Origin of the sequence: Bacillus sp. MUM 116, assembly GCF_001866655.1 — a bacterium.
In the GTDB taxonomy this organism is placed as follows: Bacteria; Bacillota; Bacilli; order Bacillales; family Cytobacillaceae; genus Neobacillus.
This window is the reverse complement of record NZ_MLYR01000081.1, coordinates 1-20,109: the sequence shown is the minus strand read 5'-3', so window position 1 is coordinate 20,109 and position 20,109 is coordinate 1. Positions and strand designations below refer to the sequence as shown.

Annotated in this window: 23 protein-coding genes; 5 read left to right on the top strand and 18 right to left on the bottom strand. The window is 37.9% G+C overall.

Features of this window, described 5'->3' with window-relative positions:
• Positions 1–14: 14 nt before the first annotated feature.
• The 7 genes from spoVIF to BIV60_RS18615 form a co-directional block, all read right to left on the bottom strand.
• Complete coding sequence (spoVIF, locus tag BIV60_RS18640; protein ID WP_071357215.1) at positions 15–272, bottom strand: sporulation-specific transcription regulator SpoVIF; 258 nt, start codon at positions 270–272, stop codon at positions 15–17.
• Positions 273–398: 126 nt separating this feature from the next.
• On the bottom strand, positions 399–518 hold the full coding sequence (locus BIV60_RS28595; protein WP_083402321.1) for a YjcZ family sporulation protein: 120 nt from the start codon (positions 516–518) through the stop codon (positions 399–401).
• A gap of 122 nt (positions 519–640) precedes the next feature.
• Complete coding sequence (gene spoVAE / locus BIV60_RS18635; protein ID WP_071357214.1) at positions 641–997, bottom strand: stage V sporulation protein AE; 357 nt, start codon at positions 995–997, stop codon at positions 641–643.
• 6 nt (positions 998–1,003) lie between these two features.
• Positions 1,004–2,029 (bottom strand): stage V sporulation protein AD, encoded by a 1,026-nt coding sequence (gene spoVAD / locus BIV60_RS18630; RefSeq protein ID WP_071357213.1) that lies wholly within the window; start codon positions 2,027–2,029, stop codon positions 1,004–1,006.
• Positions 2,030–2,506, bottom strand: coding sequence for a stage V sporulation protein AC (gene spoVAC / locus BIV60_RS18625; protein WP_071357212.1), 477 nt, complete (start codon positions 2,504–2,506; stop codon positions 2,030–2,032).
• Between the two features lie 16 nt (positions 2,507–2,522).
• Positions 2,523–2,990, bottom strand: a complete 468-nt coding sequence (locus BIV60_RS18620) for a YhcN/YlaJ family sporulation lipoprotein (protein WP_177177340.1) — start codon at positions 2,988–2,990, stop codon at positions 2,523–2,525.
• A 322-nt stretch (positions 2,991–3,312) separates the two neighbouring features.
• Entirely contained in the window at positions 3,313–3,669 is a 357-nt protein-coding gene (locus BIV60_RS18615; protein ID WP_071357211.1) for a DUF1360 domain-containing protein, read from the bottom strand.
• 141 nt (positions 3,670–3,810) lie between these two features.
• Here BIV60_RS18615 and BIV60_RS18610 point away from each other — a divergent pair, with 141 nt between their 5' ends.
• A complete protein-coding gene (locus BIV60_RS18610) occupies positions 3,811–4,311 on the top strand; it encodes a CotY/CotZ family spore coat protein (RefSeq protein ID WP_071357210.1) in 501 nt (166 codons plus the stop codon).
• A 40-nt stretch (positions 4,312–4,351) separates the two neighbouring features.
• Here the strand turns inward: BIV60_RS18610 and BIV60_RS18605 are convergent, their stop codons facing one another.
• From BIV60_RS18605 to BIV60_RS18595, 3 genes are all read right to left on the bottom strand, one after another.
• Positions 4,352–4,861: a CotO family spore coat protein gene (locus BIV60_RS18605; protein WP_071357209.1), complete on the bottom strand. Its 510-nt coding sequence runs from the start codon at positions 4,859–4,861 to the stop codon at positions 4,352–4,354.
• 110 nt (positions 4,862–4,971) lie between these two features.
• A complete protein-coding gene (gene fabI / locus BIV60_RS18600) occupies positions 4,972–5,739 on the bottom strand; it encodes an enoyl-ACP reductase FabI (RefSeq protein ID WP_071357208.1) in 768 nt (255 codons plus the stop codon).
• 92 nt (positions 5,740–5,831) lie between these two features.
• Positions 5,832–7,691 carry a monovalent cation:proton antiporter family protein gene (locus BIV60_RS18595; protein ID WP_071357207.1) on the bottom strand — a complete coding sequence of 620 codons (1,860 nt, stop codon included), beginning with the start codon at positions 7,689–7,691 and terminating at the stop codon, positions 5,832–5,834.
• A gap of 71 nt (positions 7,692–7,762) precedes the next feature.
• Here BIV60_RS18595 and prpE point away from each other — a divergent pair, with 71 nt between their 5' ends.
• Complete coding sequence (gene prpE, locus BIV60_RS18590) at positions 7,763–8,503, top strand: bis(5'-nucleosyl)-tetraphosphatase PrpE (RefSeq protein WP_071357206.1); 741 nt, start codon at positions 7,763–7,765, stop codon at positions 8,501–8,503.
• A 287-nt stretch (positions 8,504–8,790) separates the two neighbouring features.
• Here prpE and BIV60_RS18585 read toward each other — a convergent pair whose 3' ends face one another.
• Genes BIV60_RS18585 through BIV60_RS18570 form a run of 4 tightly spaced genes read right to left on the bottom strand, consistent with a single transcriptional unit; the run spans position 8,791 to position 11,543 of the window.
• Entirely contained in the window at positions 8,791–9,690 is a 900-nt protein-coding gene (locus BIV60_RS18585) for an RluA family pseudouridine synthase (protein WP_071357205.1), read from the bottom strand.
• Positions 9,691–9,708: 18 nt separating this feature from the next.
• The gene (locus BIV60_RS18580; protein WP_071357204.1) at positions 9,709–10,503 is read right to left on the bottom strand and encodes an NAD kinase; all 795 of its coding nucleotides are present in this window, start codon (positions 10,501–10,503) and stop codon (positions 9,709–9,711) included.
• Positions 10,504–10,524: 21 nt separating this feature from the next.
• Entirely contained in the window at positions 10,525–11,163 is a 639-nt protein-coding gene (gene yjbM, locus BIV60_RS18575) for a GTP diphosphokinase (RefSeq protein ID WP_071357203.1), read from the bottom strand.
• Positions 11,164–11,183: 20 nt separating this feature from the next.
• On the bottom strand, positions 11,184–11,543 hold the full coding sequence (locus tag BIV60_RS18570) for a UPF0738 family protein (protein WP_071357202.1): 360 nt from the start codon (positions 11,541–11,543) through the stop codon (positions 11,184–11,186).
• Positions 11,544–11,654: 111 nt separating this feature from the next.
• Here BIV60_RS18570 and BIV60_RS18565 point away from each other — a divergent pair, with 111 nt between their 5' ends.
• The 3 genes from BIV60_RS18565 to BIV60_RS18555 all read left to right on the top strand — a co-directional run bounded on the left by BIV60_RS18565 (position 11,655) and on the right by BIV60_RS18555 (position 13,674).
• On the top strand, positions 11,655–12,239 hold the full coding sequence (locus BIV60_RS18565) for a CYTH domain-containing protein (protein WP_071357201.1): 585 nt from the start codon (positions 11,655–11,657) through the stop codon (positions 12,237–12,239).
• 164 nt (positions 12,240–12,403) lie between these two features.
• Positions 12,404–12,808, top strand: a complete 405-nt coding sequence (locus tag BIV60_RS18560) for a globin domain-containing protein (protein ID WP_071357200.1) — start codon at positions 12,404–12,406, stop codon at positions 12,806–12,808.
• Complete coding sequence (locus tag BIV60_RS18555) at positions 12,805–13,674, top strand: ClpXP adapter SpxH family protein (RefSeq protein ID WP_177177339.1); 870 nt, start codon at positions 12,805–12,807, stop codon at positions 13,672–13,674. Before BIV60_RS18560 ends, BIV60_RS18555 begins: the two co-directional genes overlap by 4 nt.
• A 497-nt stretch (positions 13,675–14,171) precedes the next feature.
• Here BIV60_RS18555 and pepF read toward each other — a convergent pair whose 3' ends face one another.
• The 4 genes from pepF to mecA form a co-directional block, all read right to left on the bottom strand.
• On the bottom strand, positions 14,172–15,989 hold the full coding sequence (pepF, locus tag BIV60_RS18550) for an oligoendopeptidase F (RefSeq protein WP_071357198.1): 1,818 nt from the start codon (positions 15,987–15,989) through the stop codon (positions 14,172–14,174).
• Positions 15,990–16,107: 118 nt separating this feature from the next.
• Positions 16,108–17,301, bottom strand: a complete 1,194-nt coding sequence (locus BIV60_RS18545; protein WP_071357197.1) for a competence protein CoiA — start codon at positions 17,299–17,301, stop codon at positions 16,108–16,110.
• Between the two features lie 116 nt (positions 17,302–17,417).
• Positions 17,418–18,929: a cardiolipin synthase gene (cls, locus tag BIV60_RS18540; RefSeq protein WP_071357231.1), complete on the bottom strand. Its 1,512-nt coding sequence runs from the start codon at positions 18,927–18,929 to the stop codon at positions 17,418–17,420.
• A 73-nt stretch (positions 18,930–19,002) separates the two neighbouring features.
• Entirely contained in the window at positions 19,003–19,674 is a 672-nt protein-coding gene (gene mecA / locus BIV60_RS18535) for an adaptor protein MecA (RefSeq protein ID WP_071357196.1), read from the bottom strand.
• Positions 19,675–20,109: the final 435 nt, after the last annotated feature.

Sequence of the window (20,109 nt, the reverse complement as noted above, 5' to 3'; positions counted from 1 at the left end):
AGCGGCCATTTTTTTTATTTTTTATTATTCATCATGTTCGTAATGGTATTGAAATCAAGTGATTTTCCATCGTTAATGATGGATTTAACAATTTGATCTTCCAATTCCTGCGGTACATGTCTATTGGCAATTTGAGACACTCTCTTAATGACATTTCTTACTGTTTTTTCATCCTTAAAATTTGCATTTTGCAAAGAATTCGCTAAATCAAAGATTTCCTTCATATTTACGCCTGTTTTCTTTTCTATATTTTTAAAGAACCCGTTATCCATATAATATTTTCACTCCTTCATAACAACTACTTTATCTTATGAAGGAAGGCCAAAAAGGTTCATGAGCAGCAAAGAAAAGGCTGGCCATATTATGGCCAGCCTTTTCTTAATGAAGGTTAGGACTTCTTAGATGAAGCTTGTTCCTACAATGATTAATAGGATAAACAATACAACGATTAGTACGAAAGTAGAACCTCCGTAAAAGCCGCCGCCGCCGTACCCGTAGCCGCCATATCCGAAGCACATAGACTGAGTCACCTCACTTTAGTAATCTCACTTATAACATATGAGAATACCGTAAAAAGTGTATAGGCATCGTCCTTTTTTCGATTATGCTGATTAAAAATGGAGTATTGTCCTACTAGCACTTACCCCTTCGGTCTAAAAATAAGCGCTCCGATAAATCCAAAAATGATTGCGGCTGAAATTCCAGAACTGGTCACTTCAAACATCCCTGTTAAAACCCCGACAAGTCCATGTATCTTAGCCTCCTGAAGAGCACCGTGAACTAATGAGTTACCGAAACTCGTGATTGGAATGGTTGCCCCTGCTCCGGCAAAATCTACTAACGGTTCATAGAGGCCGAACCCATCCAAGACAGCTCCAGCACACACCAGTATGCTTAAAGTATGCCCCGGTGTAAGTTTTGCCACATCAAATAATAATTGACCAATAACGCAAATGATTCCGCCCACTACAAACGCCCAAAAAAACATGGCAAGCATCTTTCATCACCCCTCTTCCCCATTCATTTCAATGGCAACTGCATGCGCAATACAAGGAATGGATTCATTTTGTTGGAAGCTTAACGGTGATAACAAAGCTCCAGTAGCTACAACTAAAATTCGTTTGTAAACGCCTTTTTTCATTTGATTCAGTAAATGTCCATATAATACCGTTGCAGAACAGCCAGCACCGCTTGCTCCTGATTGGACAGGCTGATCTTTTTTGTAAATAAGTAGACCGCAATCCTGAAACTGTTTTCGTTCTAGCTTTAGGCCACTTTTATTGATTAATTCAAATGCAGTGTCATGACCGATTCGCCCTAAATCTCCGGTGATGATTAAATCATAATAGGATGGATCCAATTGTAAATCCCGAAAATGAGCAATAATGGTATCCGCTGCAGCAGGAGCCATCGCTCCCCCCATATTAAACGGGTCGGTTAACCCCATATCAATCACTTTACCAATCGTTGCCGAAATCGTTACAGGTTCGTTCTTTGACGAATCATTGCTTGCAATCACAGCAACACCGGCACCCGTTACAGTCCATTGCGCGGTTGGCGGCTTTTGTCCTCCGTATTCCGTTGGGTAGCGAAACTGTTTTTCAACAGCCGCATTATGACTGGAGGCACCTGTCAGGATATACTTTGCACCTTGATTGTTGACAACAAAAGAAGCAAGTGCTAACCCTTCCATTGACGTGGAACAGGCTCCAAAGAGACCGAAATAAGGGATTTGCATGGACCTTGCCGCAAAGCTTGTCGGCGTAATTTGGTTAATAAGGTCACCGGCAAAGAAAAATTGAACTTCTTCCTTATGAACATTTGCTTTTTGCAAAGCCATCTTGATGGATTCCTCAAGCAAAACCCGATGCGCTTTTTCATAGGTTTCCTGTCCCATCCATAAATCTTCATGCAATAGGTCAAAATCATTGGCTAAATTCCCATTTGCTTCAAACGGGCCTCCCGATACACCCGTTGCCATAATCATTGGCCGGTTTGCGAATACCCAAGATTGATGCCCTTTTAACAATTACAAAACCCCCCACATTGCCAGTAACGTTTTAATTAGTGCGACAACAAATGCCGAAAAAACACCAAACAAAATGACGGACCCGGCAAGCTTAAACATATTTCCGCCAACACCTAATACAAACCCTTCTGTTCGATGCTCGATTGCCGCAGAGATGACGGCATTACCGAACCCTGTAACGGGTACTGCACTTCCCGCCCCTGCAAACTGTCCTAATCGGTCGTAGACCCCAAAACCGGTTAATAGCATTGAAAAGAAAACCATTGTTGCAACCGTAGGATTCCCGGCGGTCTGCTCGGTAAAATTAAAAAAATATATGTAAAAATAACTAACTGCTTGGCCGATAACACAAATCAAACCGCCAACGAAAAAAGCTTTTAGGCAATTCTTTAAAACTGGCCGTTTCAACTCATGCTTCTGCTGCAGCTGCTGATAGTTTTGCTGCTGTGGAGTTAAATTTTTTTGTTTGCTGGCCATCTTGTTTGTCTCCCTTCTATGTCATGTCTTCCGTCATTTTAATGATTTCGCCTAGACGTTTTTCGGCTTTTTGGTCGGAAAATTTCTTACTTTCGATGCGCTCATTCAAGCGAACCGCTTCAAGGAAAATTTTATAATCACTTGAAACGGTGATATTTTCTTTTGGAAAACGTTTGTTTAAGAATTCAGTCAGATTTTTTTCGATTTTTTTCATCTTAAAGCGGTGCGAATGCTTAACCTTATAAACAACAAGTGTTTCTTTTTTCCCTTTAATGACAGCCGCATCATAAATTTCCGGAAAAGAACTTACTGACTTTTCAATTTCTTGAACCCGATTCGTGTTTTTATCACGATCTGTCATAACTGGATTGGGATTAGTTGTTTTCATTAAGGCCAATTGGCTATCCTTTACCTTTTGATTTCCACTGCAGGAGGCTAATAGGCATAAACAAGAAAGTATGACTAGTCGTTGTATGTAAATCATTTCGTTTCCTCCCTCGTCCATAAATAAGATTCTTATTATCATCTAGTTTCTTCGACAGAAGGCAAAATTATGACTTAAGGAATAAAAAACACTGCTGGTTTGCACCAAGCAGTGTTTCCCTTTACTTCTGAGTTTTTTTCCCGCAGCCGCAGCCATTTTTTTTAATTGGCTTTGATTCTTTAAAGTAGGATTGGTTCGAACTTTGATATTTATTACTTTTATTTTGCTTGTTCACCGTACTCTCCACCCCTGTATTTGACAATTATAATTTAAGATATGTGCAAAAATAAAATCTTGTCTCAATGAATAACCATAATTTTATTTATTTTTGTAGCCAATTCTGAACAATGGTTTCTAATATCGATGCAAAACCTGCAATTGCTAAAATCATTACAATTGGAGCAGAGATATCAGGATAAAAATAATTTAAGAGGACCAAGGCGGTGGAAGACCAAATTCCTGTACACCAATAACAACTTAAAAGCTCTCCAAAAAATCTTTTGATGGGTGTCTCCTTTGGTACATAATAAACTTCTATTTCCCCTTGATCGTTTTCTTCGATTACTTCTGTAAAAAACGGATTGCGCAAGAATTCTGTAATTTTATCAAAAACCAATAATCTTGTTAATCTAAAAGCAGCAAGCCCCAAAATAATGAATTGTAAAAGATTAATTTCCATACCTTCTTTGTCCTTTCTGTCTTTGATATAGGGACCTAGCCTAATTTTTTTAAAAAAGGCAATTGTCCGTAACCCAAAAGGGCCCTCTTAAATATGTTAGTAATGTAAGATATATATCACGGATTTAAGGAGGAAAAATAAATGGGTTGTGGAAATAATCATAACGATTTTCAAAGTGGCAGCTGTGTGTGCGAAGTAGTTCGTGCGATTAAAGATATACAAGATAATGCTGTTGAAAATGAGTGTGCGGAGTGTTCAAGTTGTTTTACTGAACCACTTGGCTCATTAGTTTCACCTACAAGAAGAGAACCAGTTGATACTCGTGTGTTTGTTTTAAGTGATGAAAGTGGGAATCCATTCCATGCATTCTTTAATGGCGAAAACAACGCGTGTGTGTCCATTTTCTTCAGGGTGGAAGATATATTTGACAACTGCTGTGCTACACTTCGTGTTTTGATCCCTGGTCGCAAAGAAAGCGGGAATTTTGTTCCGGTAAACCTTGTAAATAATGGAACTATTGATCTTTCAAGGGTTTGCCAAGTGGACCGCTTCCGCGCAAGCAATGACTGCATAACAGTTGATTTAAAATGCTTCTGTGCAGTACAATGTATCGCTGATGTTAACTTGGGAATTTGTATCTAATAAAAATGAGCCAGTCGATAACGGCTGGCTTTTTTTATTTTTAGTTTTTTATTCCAATCATTATGACATCTTTTAATTCTTTCACTGGAATCTTTTTAGTGGTCTGATCATGAAATTGAATGGTAATTTCTTGTCCTTCGTAATCCTGTAAATACCCCTGATAGTTTTTATCTTTTGTATAGAATACACAAGGTACAGGCGGCAAAGCTTTGGGAAACTCCACTAAATAATCCAATCGTTCCGTCATGTTCATTTCCCTAAAGCTCTTAACCCTTTTAAAGGGATATCTTGGCTTATTGCTTTTTTCATTTCTTTCGACAGCCTCTTTTTCGGACTTGGTTATCTCAATTGGTATCGTCTCCTGTTTTGACTCCTCCTCATGAATGTTATTTACATGATTCCTCTTGCTTGCGCCTTTTTGTTGTTCTTCTTCTACCGGAAGCGTATTTTCAGGTTTAATCCTGTACACTTCCTGCATTTTATTGGAAGGGGTTTTTGAAAAAGGCTGATAAATATAAAGTAGTGGACCTTCATTTTTCTTTTCTGTCATAAATTCATGGGCACCTCCATTACAAAGTCCTTCACTCTATATGTATGCGGGATGCCCATACTCGTTCACTTCAAAAATAAAAAGCCCGCAAAAAATGCAGGCTTTTATCATTATAAAATATGGTACCCGGAATCAACGTGAATGTTTTCACCGGTAATACCGCGGGATAGATCACTAAATAAGAATACAGCAGTATCCCCAACTTCTTCCGGAGTTGTGGTTCTACGCAATGGTGCTCTTTCTTCAATTTCCTTAAGAATGGTATTAAATTCACCAATTGCCTTTGCGGATAAGGTTCTAATCGGGCCAGCAGAAATGGAGTTAACACGAATTCCATCCTTACCAAGATCAGAAGCCAGATACCGGACACTTGCATCAAGAGAAGCTTTGGCAACACCCATAACATTATAGTTTTGAATTGCACGTTCCCCGCCCAGGTAGGTCAAGGTTACGATACTTCCACCTTCTGTCATTAAGCCCCGTGCTGCTTTGGCAACAGCAGTTAATGAGAAAGCGCTGATATTTTGGGCAAGCAAGAATCCATCTCTGGATGTATTCACAAATTCACCTTTTAATTCTTCGGTTTTTGCAAAAGCAATGCAATGTGCAATCCCATGAATCGCACCTACTTCGTCTTTAATTGTTGCAAAGCATTTTTCAATGCTATCATCACTTGTTACATCACAAGGCAATACAAGTGTACCTTCTGCTTCAAGTGAGTCCGCCAATTCACGGACGCTGCTTTCAAGCCTTTCCCCTACAAACGTAAAAATTAGTCTTGCACCTGCATTGTGAAGGGAGCGGGCAATGCCCCAAGCAATACTGCGTTTATTGGCAACACCCATAACTACAAATGTTTTTCCATTTAATGAAAGCATATTATTGTTCCTCCTATATTTAATACAAGTTATTAGCACTTGGTACTAATTTTACACCAAATTCAATGGTATGTACACATTTAGATTGTTTTTTAACAGTTCTCACAAAATTCAAGCTCTCTTTTTAATTGGTCTACATATTCTTTTGATCCCGTCACAATTAAACGGTCGTTTAGCTGAAGTTCAGTGTCCCCATGGGGCACAATGGATTCATTCCCCCTGAAAATCCGGACAAAAATGATATCGCCTGTAAACGGAAACCTCCTTAATGACATCCCGTCAAATTGCTCGTTTGTCATGGCAATTTCATACAGGGCCATCTCTTGATTGGTCAAAATATTAATCACTCTTGGTGATTCAATTAATGAACGAAGCAGAGCATTGGTTGACTTAAACACTGAAAATATTTCAATGTTATGTTCCTTTAGGTTTTCTTCTAAATCGGGACTTTCAATCCTGGCAATGACCCTTGACACACCTTTTTCTTTTACGGCAACAGACAGTAAAGCATTCAATTCTTCATCTCCTGTTGAAATAACCACAACTTCCGATTGATATACCTTGGTTTGACCAATCGTTTCAAGCGTGAAGTCCGGAATCTCAACAATTTCAAAAAGAGAGTTTGCAATCTGCTTTTCCGATTTCTCAATTTTAGTGTGGTAAAGAATCGGTTCATACAGACCAGACTTTAGTTCCCTTGAAACAGGCAGGGTAATTTGATTCGCACCCAAGAAAGCGACACTGACCTTTCGATTCGAGACCACTTCTTTTGGAAAAAGCTTTTTAAACACAATAGGTGTGAATATAGATGTAATCACTGCAACTAAAATTAGTGTTCCGCTCATTTGTTCTGTTATAACCTTCATCCGCTCACCGATTGTGGCTGCTGCAATGACAAGGGATAGGGTAGAGGTTAATAAAAATCCTGAGGCCACAACTGTCTTCGTATCATACCAAAGCTTTAGAAGATATACAGGGATAAGTTTGGATAGCAGCAAGCCAATCAATAAAAGCGGAATTAACAGTAAAAGTTTTTTTTCACTAAAAAGCGACCAAATATCAAGTTTTACCCCAACTTCAACGAAAAAGATTGGAATTAAAAACCCATATCCAAAGGAATCAAGCTTATGAACCAATTCTTGATTCGGAGCCAATAAGGAAACAAGAACTCCTGCAAGGAAAGCTCCTAAAATATTTTCCGCTCCAACTGTTTCAGATAATCCTACTAAGACGATAATAAGCGTAAATACAGCCCTTGTGCCAATTTGAGCCGTCCCTGTTTCGAGTGCTTTGACAAAAGCGCGGTTTTTCAATCGTTTCCCAACAAAATAAAGTCCAACACCGGCGGCGAATAAAATTAATAACAGCCATGTATTCCCATGGCCTTTATCATAAAGCGAGACAAAGACAGCAAGCAATATCATCGTAACCAAATCGGCAATTACTGCAACAAGCAGAATGATTTGACCAATTACCGTTTTCATCAGCTTAGCTTCTTTAAGGGTAGGTACTACAACCCCTAACGAGATCGTGGAAATAATTAGAGTCATTAAGAAAGCATTATGAATAAAATTCAGGATGACAAAAACAAACGATAGGACCAAAGAAAAAATAAAAATCCCTATAAAAATAAATGTAGAGACGGCAAAAGAATTTGGTTCTTTCTTTCCGTTTGGAAGAATCTCTCTTTTCTTCCCTTTTGAAAAGGCGGTGAAATCAATTTCCAAGCCGCTTAAGAACATTAAAAAGATAAATCCCAGTGTAGACAAAGTCGATATCCACATGTCTTGATGAACGACATTGAAGCCGCTTTTTCCGATGATTAACCCCATAATAATTTCAGCAACAACTACGGGAATAAAATTCAATTTAAAGCGATGCAGGATAATCGGGGTTAAAAATGCAGTTGTAACTACAATCAATAAGGAAATGACAGAAGCTTGCTGTCCCAATTTTGTTTCCTCCTTCACAAATAAAATCAATAAAAAAACAAAAAATAAGATGGTAAAGGGGGTTCATCCTAATGAAAATAGATATAATCGGAGATATTCATGGCTGCTTTAATGAATTCCAAGAACTTACAATAAATTTGGGCTATGATTGGAGAAGGGGAATTCCTCTTCATCCAGAAAACCGATTTCTTGGTTTTGTAGGCGATTTAACCGATCGGGGACCAGAGTCCCTAAAGGTGATTGACATCATTTGGCGCTTGGTCATTGAGCAGCGGAAAGCTTATTACACTCCAGGAAACCATTGCAATAAATTATACCGCTTCTTCCTTGGTAACAAGGTTCAAGTCGCACATGGCCTGGAAACAACCGTTGCTGAATTTGAATCGCTAAATAAAAATGCCAAAGATTCAATCAGAAAAAAATTTATGGAGCTTTATGAAAAAGCACCGCTTTATTTAGTATTAGACAAAAAGAAACTTATTATTGCCCATGCAGGCATTAAGAAAGAGATGATTGGACAATCCGGTTCAAAGGTAAAGACATTTGTTCTTTACGGAGATATTACCGGTGAAAAGCACCCGGACGGATCACCTGTTAGAAGAGATTGGTCAAAAAACTACAATGGCGATGCCTGCATTGTCTATGGCCACACACCCGTAAAGGAACCAAGAATGATAAACAATACATATAATATTGATACTGGTGCTGTATTTGGCGGAAAACTGACTGCCCTGAGGTATCCTGAAATGGAAATCGTTTCTGTGGATTCTACTATGCCATATGTGGAAGAAAAATTTAAGCCATTTGAGTAAAAATGGGCTAATATATCTAAAAAGAAAAGCGCAAGCTCCTTGGGCAGCCTCGACAGCTGCTTGCGGGCCTGACGGTGAAGTCGTTCTTTGACTTCATCGGCATGCCTACAATCACTGATTTTGCATCATTGCTGGCATGCGGCGAGGTGAACAGGACTCCCTCGAATATGCTTTGCCGCAGGAGCAGGTTTGCGACCTAGAGGGGCAGGACGCTTGCGCTAGACATTTCTCGAAGCCCAAAATTTTTTTCTTATCTTATAATCAATACAGGCTGACACGGAATTCATTTAGCGGTCAGCCTGCATTAGTTTTTGCATATCGATTGGCAGTTTTGCTGTAAAAGTCATTTCCTGCTTCAAAAATGGATGGGAAAACGTAATTTTTTTACAATGAAGTGCCTGCCGTTTAAGCAAAGCTGTTTCTCCTCCATATAAATCATCCCCTAGAAGTGGATGCCCAATCGAAGACATATGAACTCTAATTTGATGAGTTCTTCCGGTTTCGAGCTGCAACTCCACATCGGTAAATGCTCTATGTCTTCCAATAACTTTATAATGGGTGCAAGCATACTGGCCGTCTGGACGGACTTCCCTTTCAATAATACTGTCCTCTTTTCGACCGATTGGCTTCTCGATTGTCCCTTCATCCGCTTGAATGATTCCACCAGCAAATGCCTCATAGATTCTTTTCACTTGGCCTTTTTGCTGGGCTTTACTAAATAAATGATGAACATGCCGGTGTTTTGCAATCAAGACAATTCCGGATGTATCCCGGTCAAGCCTTGTAACAATATGGGAAGTAGCAGCTAACCCAATCCGTCGGTAATATCCGACAAGGGCGTTGGCAAGACTGCCATTAGGATGCTCCCTTGAAGGAATAGTGCTCATCCCTGCCGGTTTTATCACAACAAGTAGATATTCGTCTTCAAACAAAATATCGAGCGGCAAATCCTCTGCCATTACACCTTCGCTTGGGTTCTCTTTCGGAAAAATTAATGTTAAAACATCATTTGTGTTTAATTTGTACCGCACATTTACTTCTTCTTGATTAACAAGAATTTTCCCACCCTTGAATTTAATATCGGTTAGTGCGGTCCGGGAGATTTCCTCATCTTTTAAAAAATCCTTTATCTGCTTCCCAGCACCCTTATTTTCAATCTTCCACTTGAGTTTAAAATGTGAAGACAAATCCACTCCTCCAAACCACTAATCCGAGATAAAAGAATCGTGTACTCTTTTCCAGAACGGAAATGGCCGAAAGCGGGCAAAGCGAACTTTTTCATCGGGCACCCGAAACTGAATCGATTTAACATCCTTATGAAGCAAGGTAAGATGGTCAATCGTGACTTGGAAATCTGAATGGTTTACAGGCTTCAGCATACAGGTATGATGAGAAGGAAGGATAAGCGGTGAGCCAACGGTCCGGAATACCCTGTTATTAATCGAAGCCATTTCAGCAACCTGAATCGCTGAAATCGACGGATGAATAATTGCTCCTCCCAGCGCTTTGTTATAAGCCGTACTCCCTGAAGGCGTGGAGACACAAAGGCCATCACCACGGAAACGTTCAAAATGCTGGCCGCGGATTTCAACATCCATTACAAGAGTACCCTCAACACCCTTCACAGTTGATTCATTGAGGGCAAGATATCTGGATTCTTGACCTGCATGCTTATATCGAATGATAACCTCAAGAAGAGGATATTCAACCACTTGATAAGGTGTTTTGGCAATCGCAATCACAAGCTTTTCAATTTCATCCGGAGTCCAATCCGCAAAAAACCCAAGATGTCCGGTGTGAATTCCAACAAATGCCGTTTTATCCAAGCGGCTGCTATATCGGTGGAAGGCATACAGTAATGTCCCATCACCGCCAATAGACACGACAATATCCGGCTGGTCTTCATCATAAATAAGATCAAAATCAAGTAAATAAGTCCTCATTTTATGCATCAGAATATTGGACTTTTGATCCCCTTTTGAAGTAATCGCAAATTTCATTTATTTACTCCTTACCGGTAATTAATTTTTCTCTTCTTGCTTCAATTCTTTTTTTCTTGTAAAGAATGCTTGGGCTTCTTGAATTTCACCACGTATTAATGACATCTCCTCATCCAGTCGAAATGCTGCCTCTGCAGCTCTTTTTAGGCGCATATGAATATCGACCGGAAAGACCCCTTTATACTTATAGTTAAGAGAATGTTCAATCGTCGCCCAAAAATTCATGGCTAATGTTCGAATTTGAATTTCAACGAGAATTTTCTTTTCGCCATGGATGGTTTGGACAGGGTAACGAATTACCATATGGTAGGATCTGTAGCCGCTTGTCTTTTTATGAGAAATATAGTCTCTTTCTTCAACAATCTCAAAATCATTGCGATTTCTTAATAAATTCACCACGGTATGTATATCATCCACGAATTGACACATCATGCGCAACCCGGCAATATCCTGCATCTCTTCCTCTAATTTATCGAGCGGAATGCCCTTTTGGGATGCCTTATCTAAAATACTGGCAATTGGTTTTACACGGCCTGTCACAAATTCAATCGGTGAGTGGCTGGAGTCCATTTCAAATTGCCCACGCATTCCTTTTAATTTAACTTTAAGCTCATCAACTGCCTGTTTATATGGAGCTAAAAATTTATCCAAGTGTTTCATACTTTCACCCCAAATAACCTTTAGAAATTCTCCTCTACCTTTGTTACCATTTCATCCCCGTAATTCCCATTTCCTTTGATATTACTGATGATATATTCAAGCTCCTCCGTAAACTGAGGTAATTCTATCTGTTGATCGTTAAAGGAAAGATATACAGATAGTTTGTTCTCTACTGCTGTTTTTAAAAATTCCCAAGTCTCTTCTGGGAAAGCAATATAGGCATACTCCTCCTTATCTTCCATTAAATAAATAAAGGAAAGGTTGTCGGAGTCTACAAGAATCTGCTCTGCAGGCTGTAAATGATGAATCGCTTCATTTACGGTAAATACGATCTGATTTTCTATAATCTTTCCATTAATTGCTGTTAATTTATTTTTCATGACTTAACCTCCATTTTCACTACCTTATTTTAGCATAATCCAACCATTTCTCCCAAGGATTGTAGTCGTGTTAATATTATAGAATACATTAACGTGGAAGGGATGCAGAAGATGTTTCAAAACATTGAAATTGAATTTAAAAATATGCTTATGAAAGAAGAATATGACTTTCTGTTGAAAAAATTCAATATCGCTGAAAAAAGCATAATCACACAGGAAAATCATTATTTTGATACTCTTGATTTTGCTTTGAAAAATAAACATTCCGCTTTACGGATTCGTCAAAAAGGAAAACAATATGAAATGACATTAAAGCAGCCTGCTGATGTCGGATTACTGGAAACAACGCAAAAAATTACCGAAAAAGAGGCAGCCCTTGCCATCCAAGAAAGCAAACTTCCAGGAGGTGCTATCAAGGATCTCCTTTCTAAAATAAATATCGTGTTTTCAGAAATGAGGTATTTTGGGTCTCTTGTAACAAAAAGAGCAGAGTTAGAGTATAAAGGCGGCCTTCTCGTTCTTGACCACAGCCTTTATTTGAATAAAGAGGACTTTGAATTAGAATATGAGGTCGAAAACGACCAAATTGGAAAACAGAATTTTGAGGTTTTGCTAAATAAATACGCTATCCCTCACAGAAAAACAGAAAATAAAATCCAGCGATTTTATCGACAGAAATATATTCAAAATAATTAAAAGGATTTTTTTTCAACGTTCTTTTTCAATTAAAAGAAGGTTTTTGTGTAAATATTACTAATGGAGATAAGGATTAATTTAGTCATTTAGAGCGATTTATTTGAGATATGAAAAAGCCATTGATAAAATAAACTCATACAAACATTACTAAAGGAGTTGTCAACATGATTGAGAGTAAGCCTACACCCTATGAAGCCATCGGCGAAAAAACATTACACCGTCTTGTGGACACTTTTTACGGGCTGGTTGCACAACATCCTGATCTTGCACCAATCTTCCCTAATTCTTTTACTGAAATTGCCCGAAAACAAAAGCAGTTTCTTACACAATATTTAGGTGGACCACCATTATATACAGAAGAACATGGACATCCAATGATGCGTGCGCGTCATTTACCCTTTCCGGTAACCCCTACCCGTGCAAAAGCATGGTTGTCCTGTATGAGACAGGCAATGGATAAAGTAGGTTTAGAAGGTCCACTACGGGACGAATTTTATACAAGACTGCATCTTACCGCCCAACATATGATTAATACCCCTGATGCCGGAGAAACTGGTGAATTATTGTGAGCAATATTGGACACTCAAGTTCAAGAAAGCAATGTAGAAAAAGTGAGAAAAAGCCTATTGAACTCTACGTGTTTATTGACCCTATTTGCCCGGAATGCTGGGCGCTTGAACCGATTCTTAAAAAGCTGCATATCGAATATGGACGATATTTTTCGATTAAGCATGTTCTAAGCGGCAGATTGGCCAATTTAAATTTTAGCAAAAAAAAGAATTATGAAAATCTCGTGGAGTTATGGGAAAAGACAGCAAGCAGATCGGGCATGTCCTGTGATTCAAGTCTTTGGTATGAAAATCCGATTGACTCTCCGCATATTGTTTCGATTGCCATAAAGGCAGCCGAACTCCAAGGAAGACGAGCAGGAATCCGATTTCTGCGCAAACTTCAGGAGGTTTTATTTTTAGATAAAAAAAATATCTCGGATTTGGATGTATTAAAGGGTTGTGCCGCAGAGGTTGGATTAGATATTGAGGAGTTTAACTCTGACCTCCATTCTGAAAGTGCGGCAAAAGCGATTCAATGTGATTTAAAGATTACATCCGAAATGGATGTCCATGAGATTCCAACACTTGTCTTCTTTAACGAAAATGTTGAAGATGAAGGGATTAAAATAACCGGCACTTACCCATATGAAATTTATGTACAAATCCTCGAGGAAATGCTTTCAGAGCGGCCTGTGCTATCACCGCCGCCACAGCTAGAGGCTTTCTTAAAATTTTTTCGATTTGTCGCTTCAAAAGAAATTGCAGTTGTCTACAATATGACCATTTCACAAGTAGAAAGGGAAATGAAAAAATTACTCCTAAAACAAGTCGTAGAACAAATACCAGCTAAATATGGGACATTTTGGCGATATATTTCAGAATAAAAAGGAGGCGAGTCCCACCCCCCTTTTTTGTAGATTCACGAAAAGACCTTGCAGCTCCGGTTCTGCAAGGTCTTTTCCTAAATACGAACAAAAGGGGATGGGAGAAATCTTTCACGGTCAAAAAAGGGGTTATGTTTGTTGTGATCAACTTCACGAGTTAAATATATCATTGATCTTTACCCTAAACAATGACTTTGTGCTTTATTTCACAATATTGTCAAAAAGTCATATATTTATGTTTTGACCAATACATTAGTATAAACAAATTTTAAGGTGGACGATCACAATGAAAAAGCTCCCGTTTTTAATTATGGTTTTGTTTTTTATCCTGGCTTTTTTTCTTCATTTACTCGCTCTCTTAAAAATTTTCCCTTTATTCATTAGTATCCCTCTCTTGTTTCTCTCAATCTTTGTCCTTTTATTTTTTATGAATCAGAGGAACCGTTTTAAAGGATTTTAAAAAGGATGATGCCACTAGGAGAGGCACCATCCTTTTATTATGATAAAAGCTGTTCCAGTTCATTTAATTTTTCTTCAAAGACTTTGCAGGCATCTTTAACTGGCTGTGAGCTTGTCATGTCCACTCCCGCCTTCTTAAGAACCTCAATAGGGTAATCGGAGCTTCCCGCGCTAAGGAACTCGATATAGCGCTTAACAGCAGGCTCCCCTTCCTCTAAAATCTGTTTGCTTAATGCGGTTGCTGCACTAAATCCGGTCGCATATTGGTAAACATAATAATTGTAATAGAAATGAGGAATTCTTGACCATTCTAAACCAATTTCTTCATCGATTACAATATCCTCCTCCCCAAAATACTTTTTGTTTAGCTTATAGTATTCTTTTGTTAATAAATCAGCCGTTAATGCCTCGTTATTTTGGAGTTTTTGGTGGATGAGATGTTCAAACTCGGCGAACATGGTCTGACGGAATACGGTTCCTCTAAAGCCTTCTAGATAGTGGTTTAATAAATAAATGCGTTTTTGCTCGTCATCAATCGTTTTTAATAAATGATCATTTAACAATGCCTCATTACAGGTAGATGCCACTTCAGCAACAAAAATGGAATAATTCCCATATGGATAGGGCTGTGATTTCCGAGTATAGTAACTATGCACCGAATGTCCCAATTCATGGGCAAGTGTGAACAAATTATTTACATTATCCTGCCAGTTCAGAAGGATATATGGATTCGTGCCGTACGATCCGGAAGAATAGGCGCCGCTTCGTTTCCCTTTATTTTCATGAACATCAATCCAGCGGTTTTCAAAACCTTCCTCTAATACTTTTCCATATTCTTCTCCTAAAGGAGCTAATCCTTTTAAAACAATATCCTTTGCTTCATTATATTTAATCTCCATTTTTACATCCTTTACAAGTGGAGTATAGAGATCATACATATGAAGTTCTTTGAGTCCCAATACTTTCTTGCGCAGCTTTACATACCGGTGTAATAATGGGAGTTGTTCATTCACCGTATTAACGAGATTATCATAGACACTTTCAGGAATATTATTGGCTGTCAGTGCCGCTTGTCTTGCCGAATGATACTTTCTGATTCTTGCATTGAAATTATCCTTCTTCACATTACCACTTAAGGTGCTTGCGAATGTATTGCGGAAATTCCCATAGGTTTCATACACCGCTTTAAAGGCATCACTGCGAACACGCTGGTCCGAGCTTTCTAGGAAACGTATGTACCGGCCATGGGTGATTTCAATCTCTTCCCCATTTTCATCCTTAATGGATGGAAACTCTAAATCAGCATTGTTTAACATCCCAAATGTATTACTGGAAGCATCCATCACCTCACCTGCTTCTGCCAATAACGCTTCCTCTTCAGCAGAAAGGACATGCGGCCTTTGCAGATTAATTTCCTCAATAGCATGTTCATAAAGCTTTAACTCCGGTTTTTCAGATAAAAATCCTTTAAGTTTATTCTCATCAATCGATAATAATTCCGGAACGATAAACGCAAGCGCACTTCCAGCCTGAGAGTAAAGATTTTTGATTCGGTCATCCAACCCTTGATAAAATGAATTCGTTGTATCCTGGTCATATCTCATATGGGAATAAGCAAAAAGTTTTCCGAGCCTTTCAAGGATCTGATCTTGTGCTTGAAGAGCTTTATATAGAGTTTCCGCACTCTCCCCCAGCTTTCCTACAAATTCTTTTATTCCGGGAATTTGAGTTTTAACTTCCTGAAATTCTTTTTCCCATGTTTCATCATTTGCAAATATATCTTCCAATTTCCAGGTTTCTTCAACTAGTATTTCACTTCTGGCTGGCAGTGTTTTAACAGCAGTTTCATTTGCCATCTTTCATCCTCCATTCTATTCTTTTAAATTACCAAAAGAATCCACTATACATAGTTCTCCTTTTCCATCAAAATTCCTTCATCCTTTAATATTATGCCCTTCAAAATCATTTCATTTATCATTTTGAAATCATTCCACGATATTTTTGAAAAAAGGTGGTTTTCCTATTTTCTCTTTCACGATTAGATTTTGGAATGGAAATATTCCTGTTTATTTGAAAGACCATTTTCCCATTATGGCTTACAATTCCGAGTTTTTCCAATAGAAATAGATATTCAATAACCGCCGCATTAGGATTTGACGGTTTTATTAACGTTAAATCGCGCAGGATGATTTGTTTTTTGCATATTCGCTTATAAAAACTCTTTTCCACCTCTTTTATTGTAAATAGATCCATCGGCTGTTTTTTTGCCAAAATATCAAGATACAAATAGGTTTGCCAAATGATTGGTGAAGTTTGAATAAAAATTGAAGAATGAACTGGAAGACCAATTTCCGGAGGTAATAGAAAAAGATTAAGATTCTGTTTGTAGACTTCGTGGAGGAAGGAATTATGCATCGGATTTGGGTGAAGGGCCCAATTCATACTCGTTTTCTCCAATTCAATAATCCAAGAATCAAGATTTATTTCATAAAAGTATTTCGGCTTCAAGAGACAATCAATTTTTTCCTGAGTAATGGGGTAATAGCGGTTTTGTACAAAGGCATTTTTAATGGAGTACGAAACAATGGAATCTAGTAGATGAAAATGCTTTTTTTCGGGGCAATAGGAGGGTATATAAAAATTTCCTTCTACTGTCTGTTGTAAAAATAGATAGTGGAAATTGGAAAGTGAAATAATATTTTTCTTTTTCAGATGAACTTGTTTATCCCCTATTATCCAGAGAGGGATATAGCCGGCATCCAGATAGCTTTTCGTTCTTTTTTGAAAAATTTCCTCCGCAATTGGGGAGCATTGAAATTCCAAAGCGTATTTTTGATTATTAAAAGTAAACTTGATATCAGTGCGCTGCTGGATTTCCTTATCATAAAATTCTAATGCAGCAGAAATCTTTTGACGCAATAGCCATTGATAAAGCTGAAGTTTACCTTGCATATGATACATCGACTCATTTTCATAAGAAGCACTGCATTCTCTTCCCTTTTTATGAGAAAAATGATACATTCGCTTGTCCCCCAGCTTTAATAAAACACTTTCACCACAAACTGGGCAAAAAAATTCTTCCCTGCTCCTAAAGTACAATAGTGTTTCCTTTTTATAGTTATAGCCCAGACATATTTTTTTACCATCTTTCGTATATGCTGTTAACATACCTACACACACCTCCTCCTTTATTAATTCGATTTATTGGTTAAATTTCCTTTTATAAAATCCCCAAAAAAGCAATCGGCTTTTTTTACCGATTGCTTTTTTCAAACCTATCTTTTTTATAGTAACGGGGACATTAGCCTTGCTGTCGATTCTAATAATCGTAAACCAAAATGTCGCTTTTGAAACGTCTTTAAATCAAGTTGCTTAGCAAATTTTAAATCATTTTCATATTCATCCACAAGCTTTTGTGCACTCTTTGTTCGGAACAAAAAGGCATTGACTTCAAAATTCAAATGAAAACTTCGCATATCCATATTAGAAGTTCCAATCGAAGCAAGTTCTTCATCTACAATAATAATTTTACTATGCATAAACCCCCGCTCGTACTCATATACCTTTACCCCTGCTTCCAATAGTTCGGGAAAATAGGAGCGTGAAGCATGAAAAACAATTCGTTTATCCGGTCGATTGGGAACCAGGAGCCGAACATCAATACCGCTTAAAGCGGCAACTTTAATCGCCGAAAAGATATCTTCATCCGGAATAAAGTATGGAGAAGCAATCCAAACCGATTTTTCTGCGGAAGCAATCATGGAAAAAAAGATATTTTTTATAACACTCCACTCATTATCCGGTCCTCCGGCAATCAGTTGAACACCGCCATGGCTTTTATGATCAAGTTGTGGAGATAAATATTCCGCCGTTAAAAAACTATAGTTGGTCATATAATACCAATCCTGCAAAAAAATTAATTGAAGTGTTCTTACGGCTTCCCCTTTTAACATTAAATGTGTATCGCGCCAATATCCGATACTTTTAACTCTTCCCAAATATTCATCACCGATATTTAAACCTCCAACAAATCCTACAGTACCGTCAATCACAATTATTTTCCGATGATTACGGAAATTGAATTTATTATTTAAAAATGGAAGTTTGACTGGTCCAAAAGAAACGGTTTCAATCCCGGCATTTTTCAATTCCGTAATATACTTCCTGGATAATTGCCAAGACCCGACCGCATCAAAAAGGAAGCGGACTTTTACTCCTTGCGTTGCTTTATCAATTAATATCGCTTTTATTTCTTGCCCAATCTGATCATTACGGACTATGTAATATTCAAGATGGATATGGTGTTTGGCTTTTTTTAATTCCTGTAAAATATGTTCAAAAGTTTCTTCCCCATTCGTTAAAATTTTGGTTGATGTATCAAAGGATATCGGACTGTTCCCAAGCTTTTGTGCCAGCCGAAATAATTTTCCTTGATGTTCCCTCATCAAACTTAATTTTTCTTTGCTCCTCGGGTCATCTTCCCCTTCAACATTCAAGAAAGCTTGTTTATCCAGGAAGTACTTTTTACGGTACATTTTTTCCTTTCGGTAATTCCGGCCGAAAAGAAGATAAAAAATAAAGCCAACAAGAGGAAACCCGCCTAAAACGACCAGCCAGGTAATCGTTTGTGTAGGGTGCCGATTCTCAAGGAAAATAACAATACCAATGAAAATAACGGACAAAGAAATAAAGAGGCTAAATACACCGAATAAGCCCCCCTTGATCTGACCTTTAAAAATCACCATAAGAACGGATATTACGACAGCAAATAAAACAACCCTTACTGTGTTTTTCAGCGTCCTCACCTGCACTTTAAAAATGTAATATACTAAAAAATACCGATTTCACAATTGAAACCGGCCCTAATTTTTATCGAAAATATTTCCTAATTTCAGCAAAAACATTTTCAGAAATTATTTCTTTTCCATATTCTTGAACCCGATGGATGGTAACCTGTGTCTCCGTACCGTATTCGAGAAGGATGCTTAAAATATCATCTATTTGATCTTCCTCAAAAATATCCTCTAAAAATTCAGTATAGAGATAATATCTGCCTTCAAAATAATAAAGAATCGTTTTTAAATCATCGAGGCCTTCACGTTTCGACAACATAATGACATCCTCAAAATCCTTGAAAACCAGCATAAATTCAAGTGGATCTTCATCGAGCAAAAATTCTTCTTCGATCTCTTGCTTTGGATTGAAATGTTGATCAAGGATTTCTTCAATATTCTCATCGACAGGTAAATCCTTCATTTTTTCACCGGGAATTGGTAGCTCAAACTTTTGTCCATCTCTAGAAAGCTGTGCTTTCGTAACAAGAATCTCTAAGCCTTTTTCCAATGCCTGAACTTGAATCCATAGTGGACCTTCCACTACAAATTCTTCTTCTTGATGAACCTCATCCATCATTTCCCAGAAGAGTTCTTCGCTGCGTTCACGATTGTACCAAATTTCCTCCCGGTCAAAGCCTCTGTCTTCTATATCACCATACGAAATGTAGAACTTTACAGTATTCTCGTTTATTCTTTCAATCTCCATTATTACCTCTCCCTTCCGTTTTCCATATTGAAGGGACTAAATACCCCCAAGCAGATGATGCCAAAAGCATATTTCCCAATTTTAGAAAGGACCATTTTAGTGAGATTTGTTAATAAAAGGACAAAAATCCTTGTACTTATATTTTATGACAAAAGCAGCAAGAAGGGAAATAAAAATAATCAATTAATCAAAAACCATCAATACGCCTATTTTTCCCGCATTACATGGCAATAAAACATATTTTTACTTAATTTTAGATATTCATTTCATTGTATCAAAATGCTCTGAAAACGGCAAATTTAAAAAGACCTTCTGCTTCCAGAAGGTCTTAATTTTAAAAGTAAAGAAAGTATAAAATTTTCGTCTTAAAGAATTGTCCAGTGCAAGCGTCCTGCCCCTTGAGGGAAAAAATGAACTGCTTTTTTCCTAGGTTGC

Coding starts and splice junctions, on each gene's coding strand:
- BIV60_RS18610 (WP_071357210.1), top strand. CDS start 3,811: ATGGGTTGTGGAAATAATCATAACGATTTTCAAAGTGGCAGCTGTGTG.
- BIV60_RS18580 (WP_071357204.1), bottom strand. CDS start 10,503: ATGAAATTTGCGATTACTTCAAAAGGGGATCAAAAGTCCAATATTCTG.
- BIV60_RS18620 (WP_177177340.1), bottom strand. CDS start 2,990: ATGATTTACATACAACGACTAGTCATACTTTCTTGTTTATGCCTATTA.
- prpE (WP_071357206.1), top strand. CDS start 7,763: ATGAAAATAGATATAATCGGAGATATTCATGGCTGCTTTAATGAATTC.
- BIV60_RS18615 (WP_071357211.1), bottom strand. CDS start 3,669: ATGGAAATTAATCTTTTACAATTCATTATTTTGGGGCTTGCTGCTTTT.
- yjbM (WP_071357203.1), bottom strand. CDS start 11,163: ATGAAACACTTGGATAAATTTTTAGCTCCATATAAACAGGCAGTTGAT.
- BIV60_RS18605 (WP_071357209.1), bottom strand. CDS start 4,861: ATGACAGAAAAGAAAAATGAAGGTCCACTACTTTATATTTATCAGCCT.
- fabI (WP_071357208.1), bottom strand. CDS start 5,739: ATGCTTTCATTAAATGGAAAAACATTTGTAGTTATGGGTGTTGCCAAT.
- spoVAC (WP_071357212.1), bottom strand. CDS start 2,506: ATGGCCAGCAAACAAAAAAATTTAACTCCACAGCAGCAAAACTATCAG.
- BIV60_RS28595 (WP_083402321.1), bottom strand. CDS start 518: ATGTGCTTCGGATATGGCGGCTACGGGTACGGCGGCGGCGGCTTTTAC.
- BIV60_RS18570 (WP_071357202.1), bottom strand. CDS start 11,543: ATGAAAAATAAATTAACAGCAATTAATGGAAAGATTATAGAAAATCAG.
- BIV60_RS18545 (WP_071357197.1), bottom strand. CDS start 17,301: ATGTTAACAGCATATACGAAAGATGGTAAAAAAATATGTCTGGGCTAT.
- BIV60_RS18565 (WP_071357201.1), top strand. CDS start 11,655: ATGTTTCAAAACATTGAAATTGAATTTAAAAATATGCTTATGAAAGAA.
- mecA (WP_071357196.1), bottom strand. CDS start 19,674: ATGGAGATTGAAAGAATAAACGAGAATACTGTAAAGTTCTACATTTCG.
- spoVAE (WP_071357214.1), bottom strand. CDS start 997: ATGCTTGCCATGTTTTTTTGGGCGTTTGTAGTGGGCGGAATCATTTGC.
- spoVIF (WP_071357215.1), bottom strand. CDS start 272: ATGGATAACGGGTTCTTTAAAAATATAGAAAAGAAAACAGGCGTAAAT.
- BIV60_RS18560 (WP_071357200.1), top strand. CDS start 12,404: ATGATTGAGAGTAAGCCTACACCCTATGAAGCCATCGGCGAAAAAACA.
- pepF (WP_071357198.1), bottom strand. CDS start 15,989: ATGGCAAATGAAACTGCTGTTAAAACACTGCCAGCCAGAAGTGAAATA.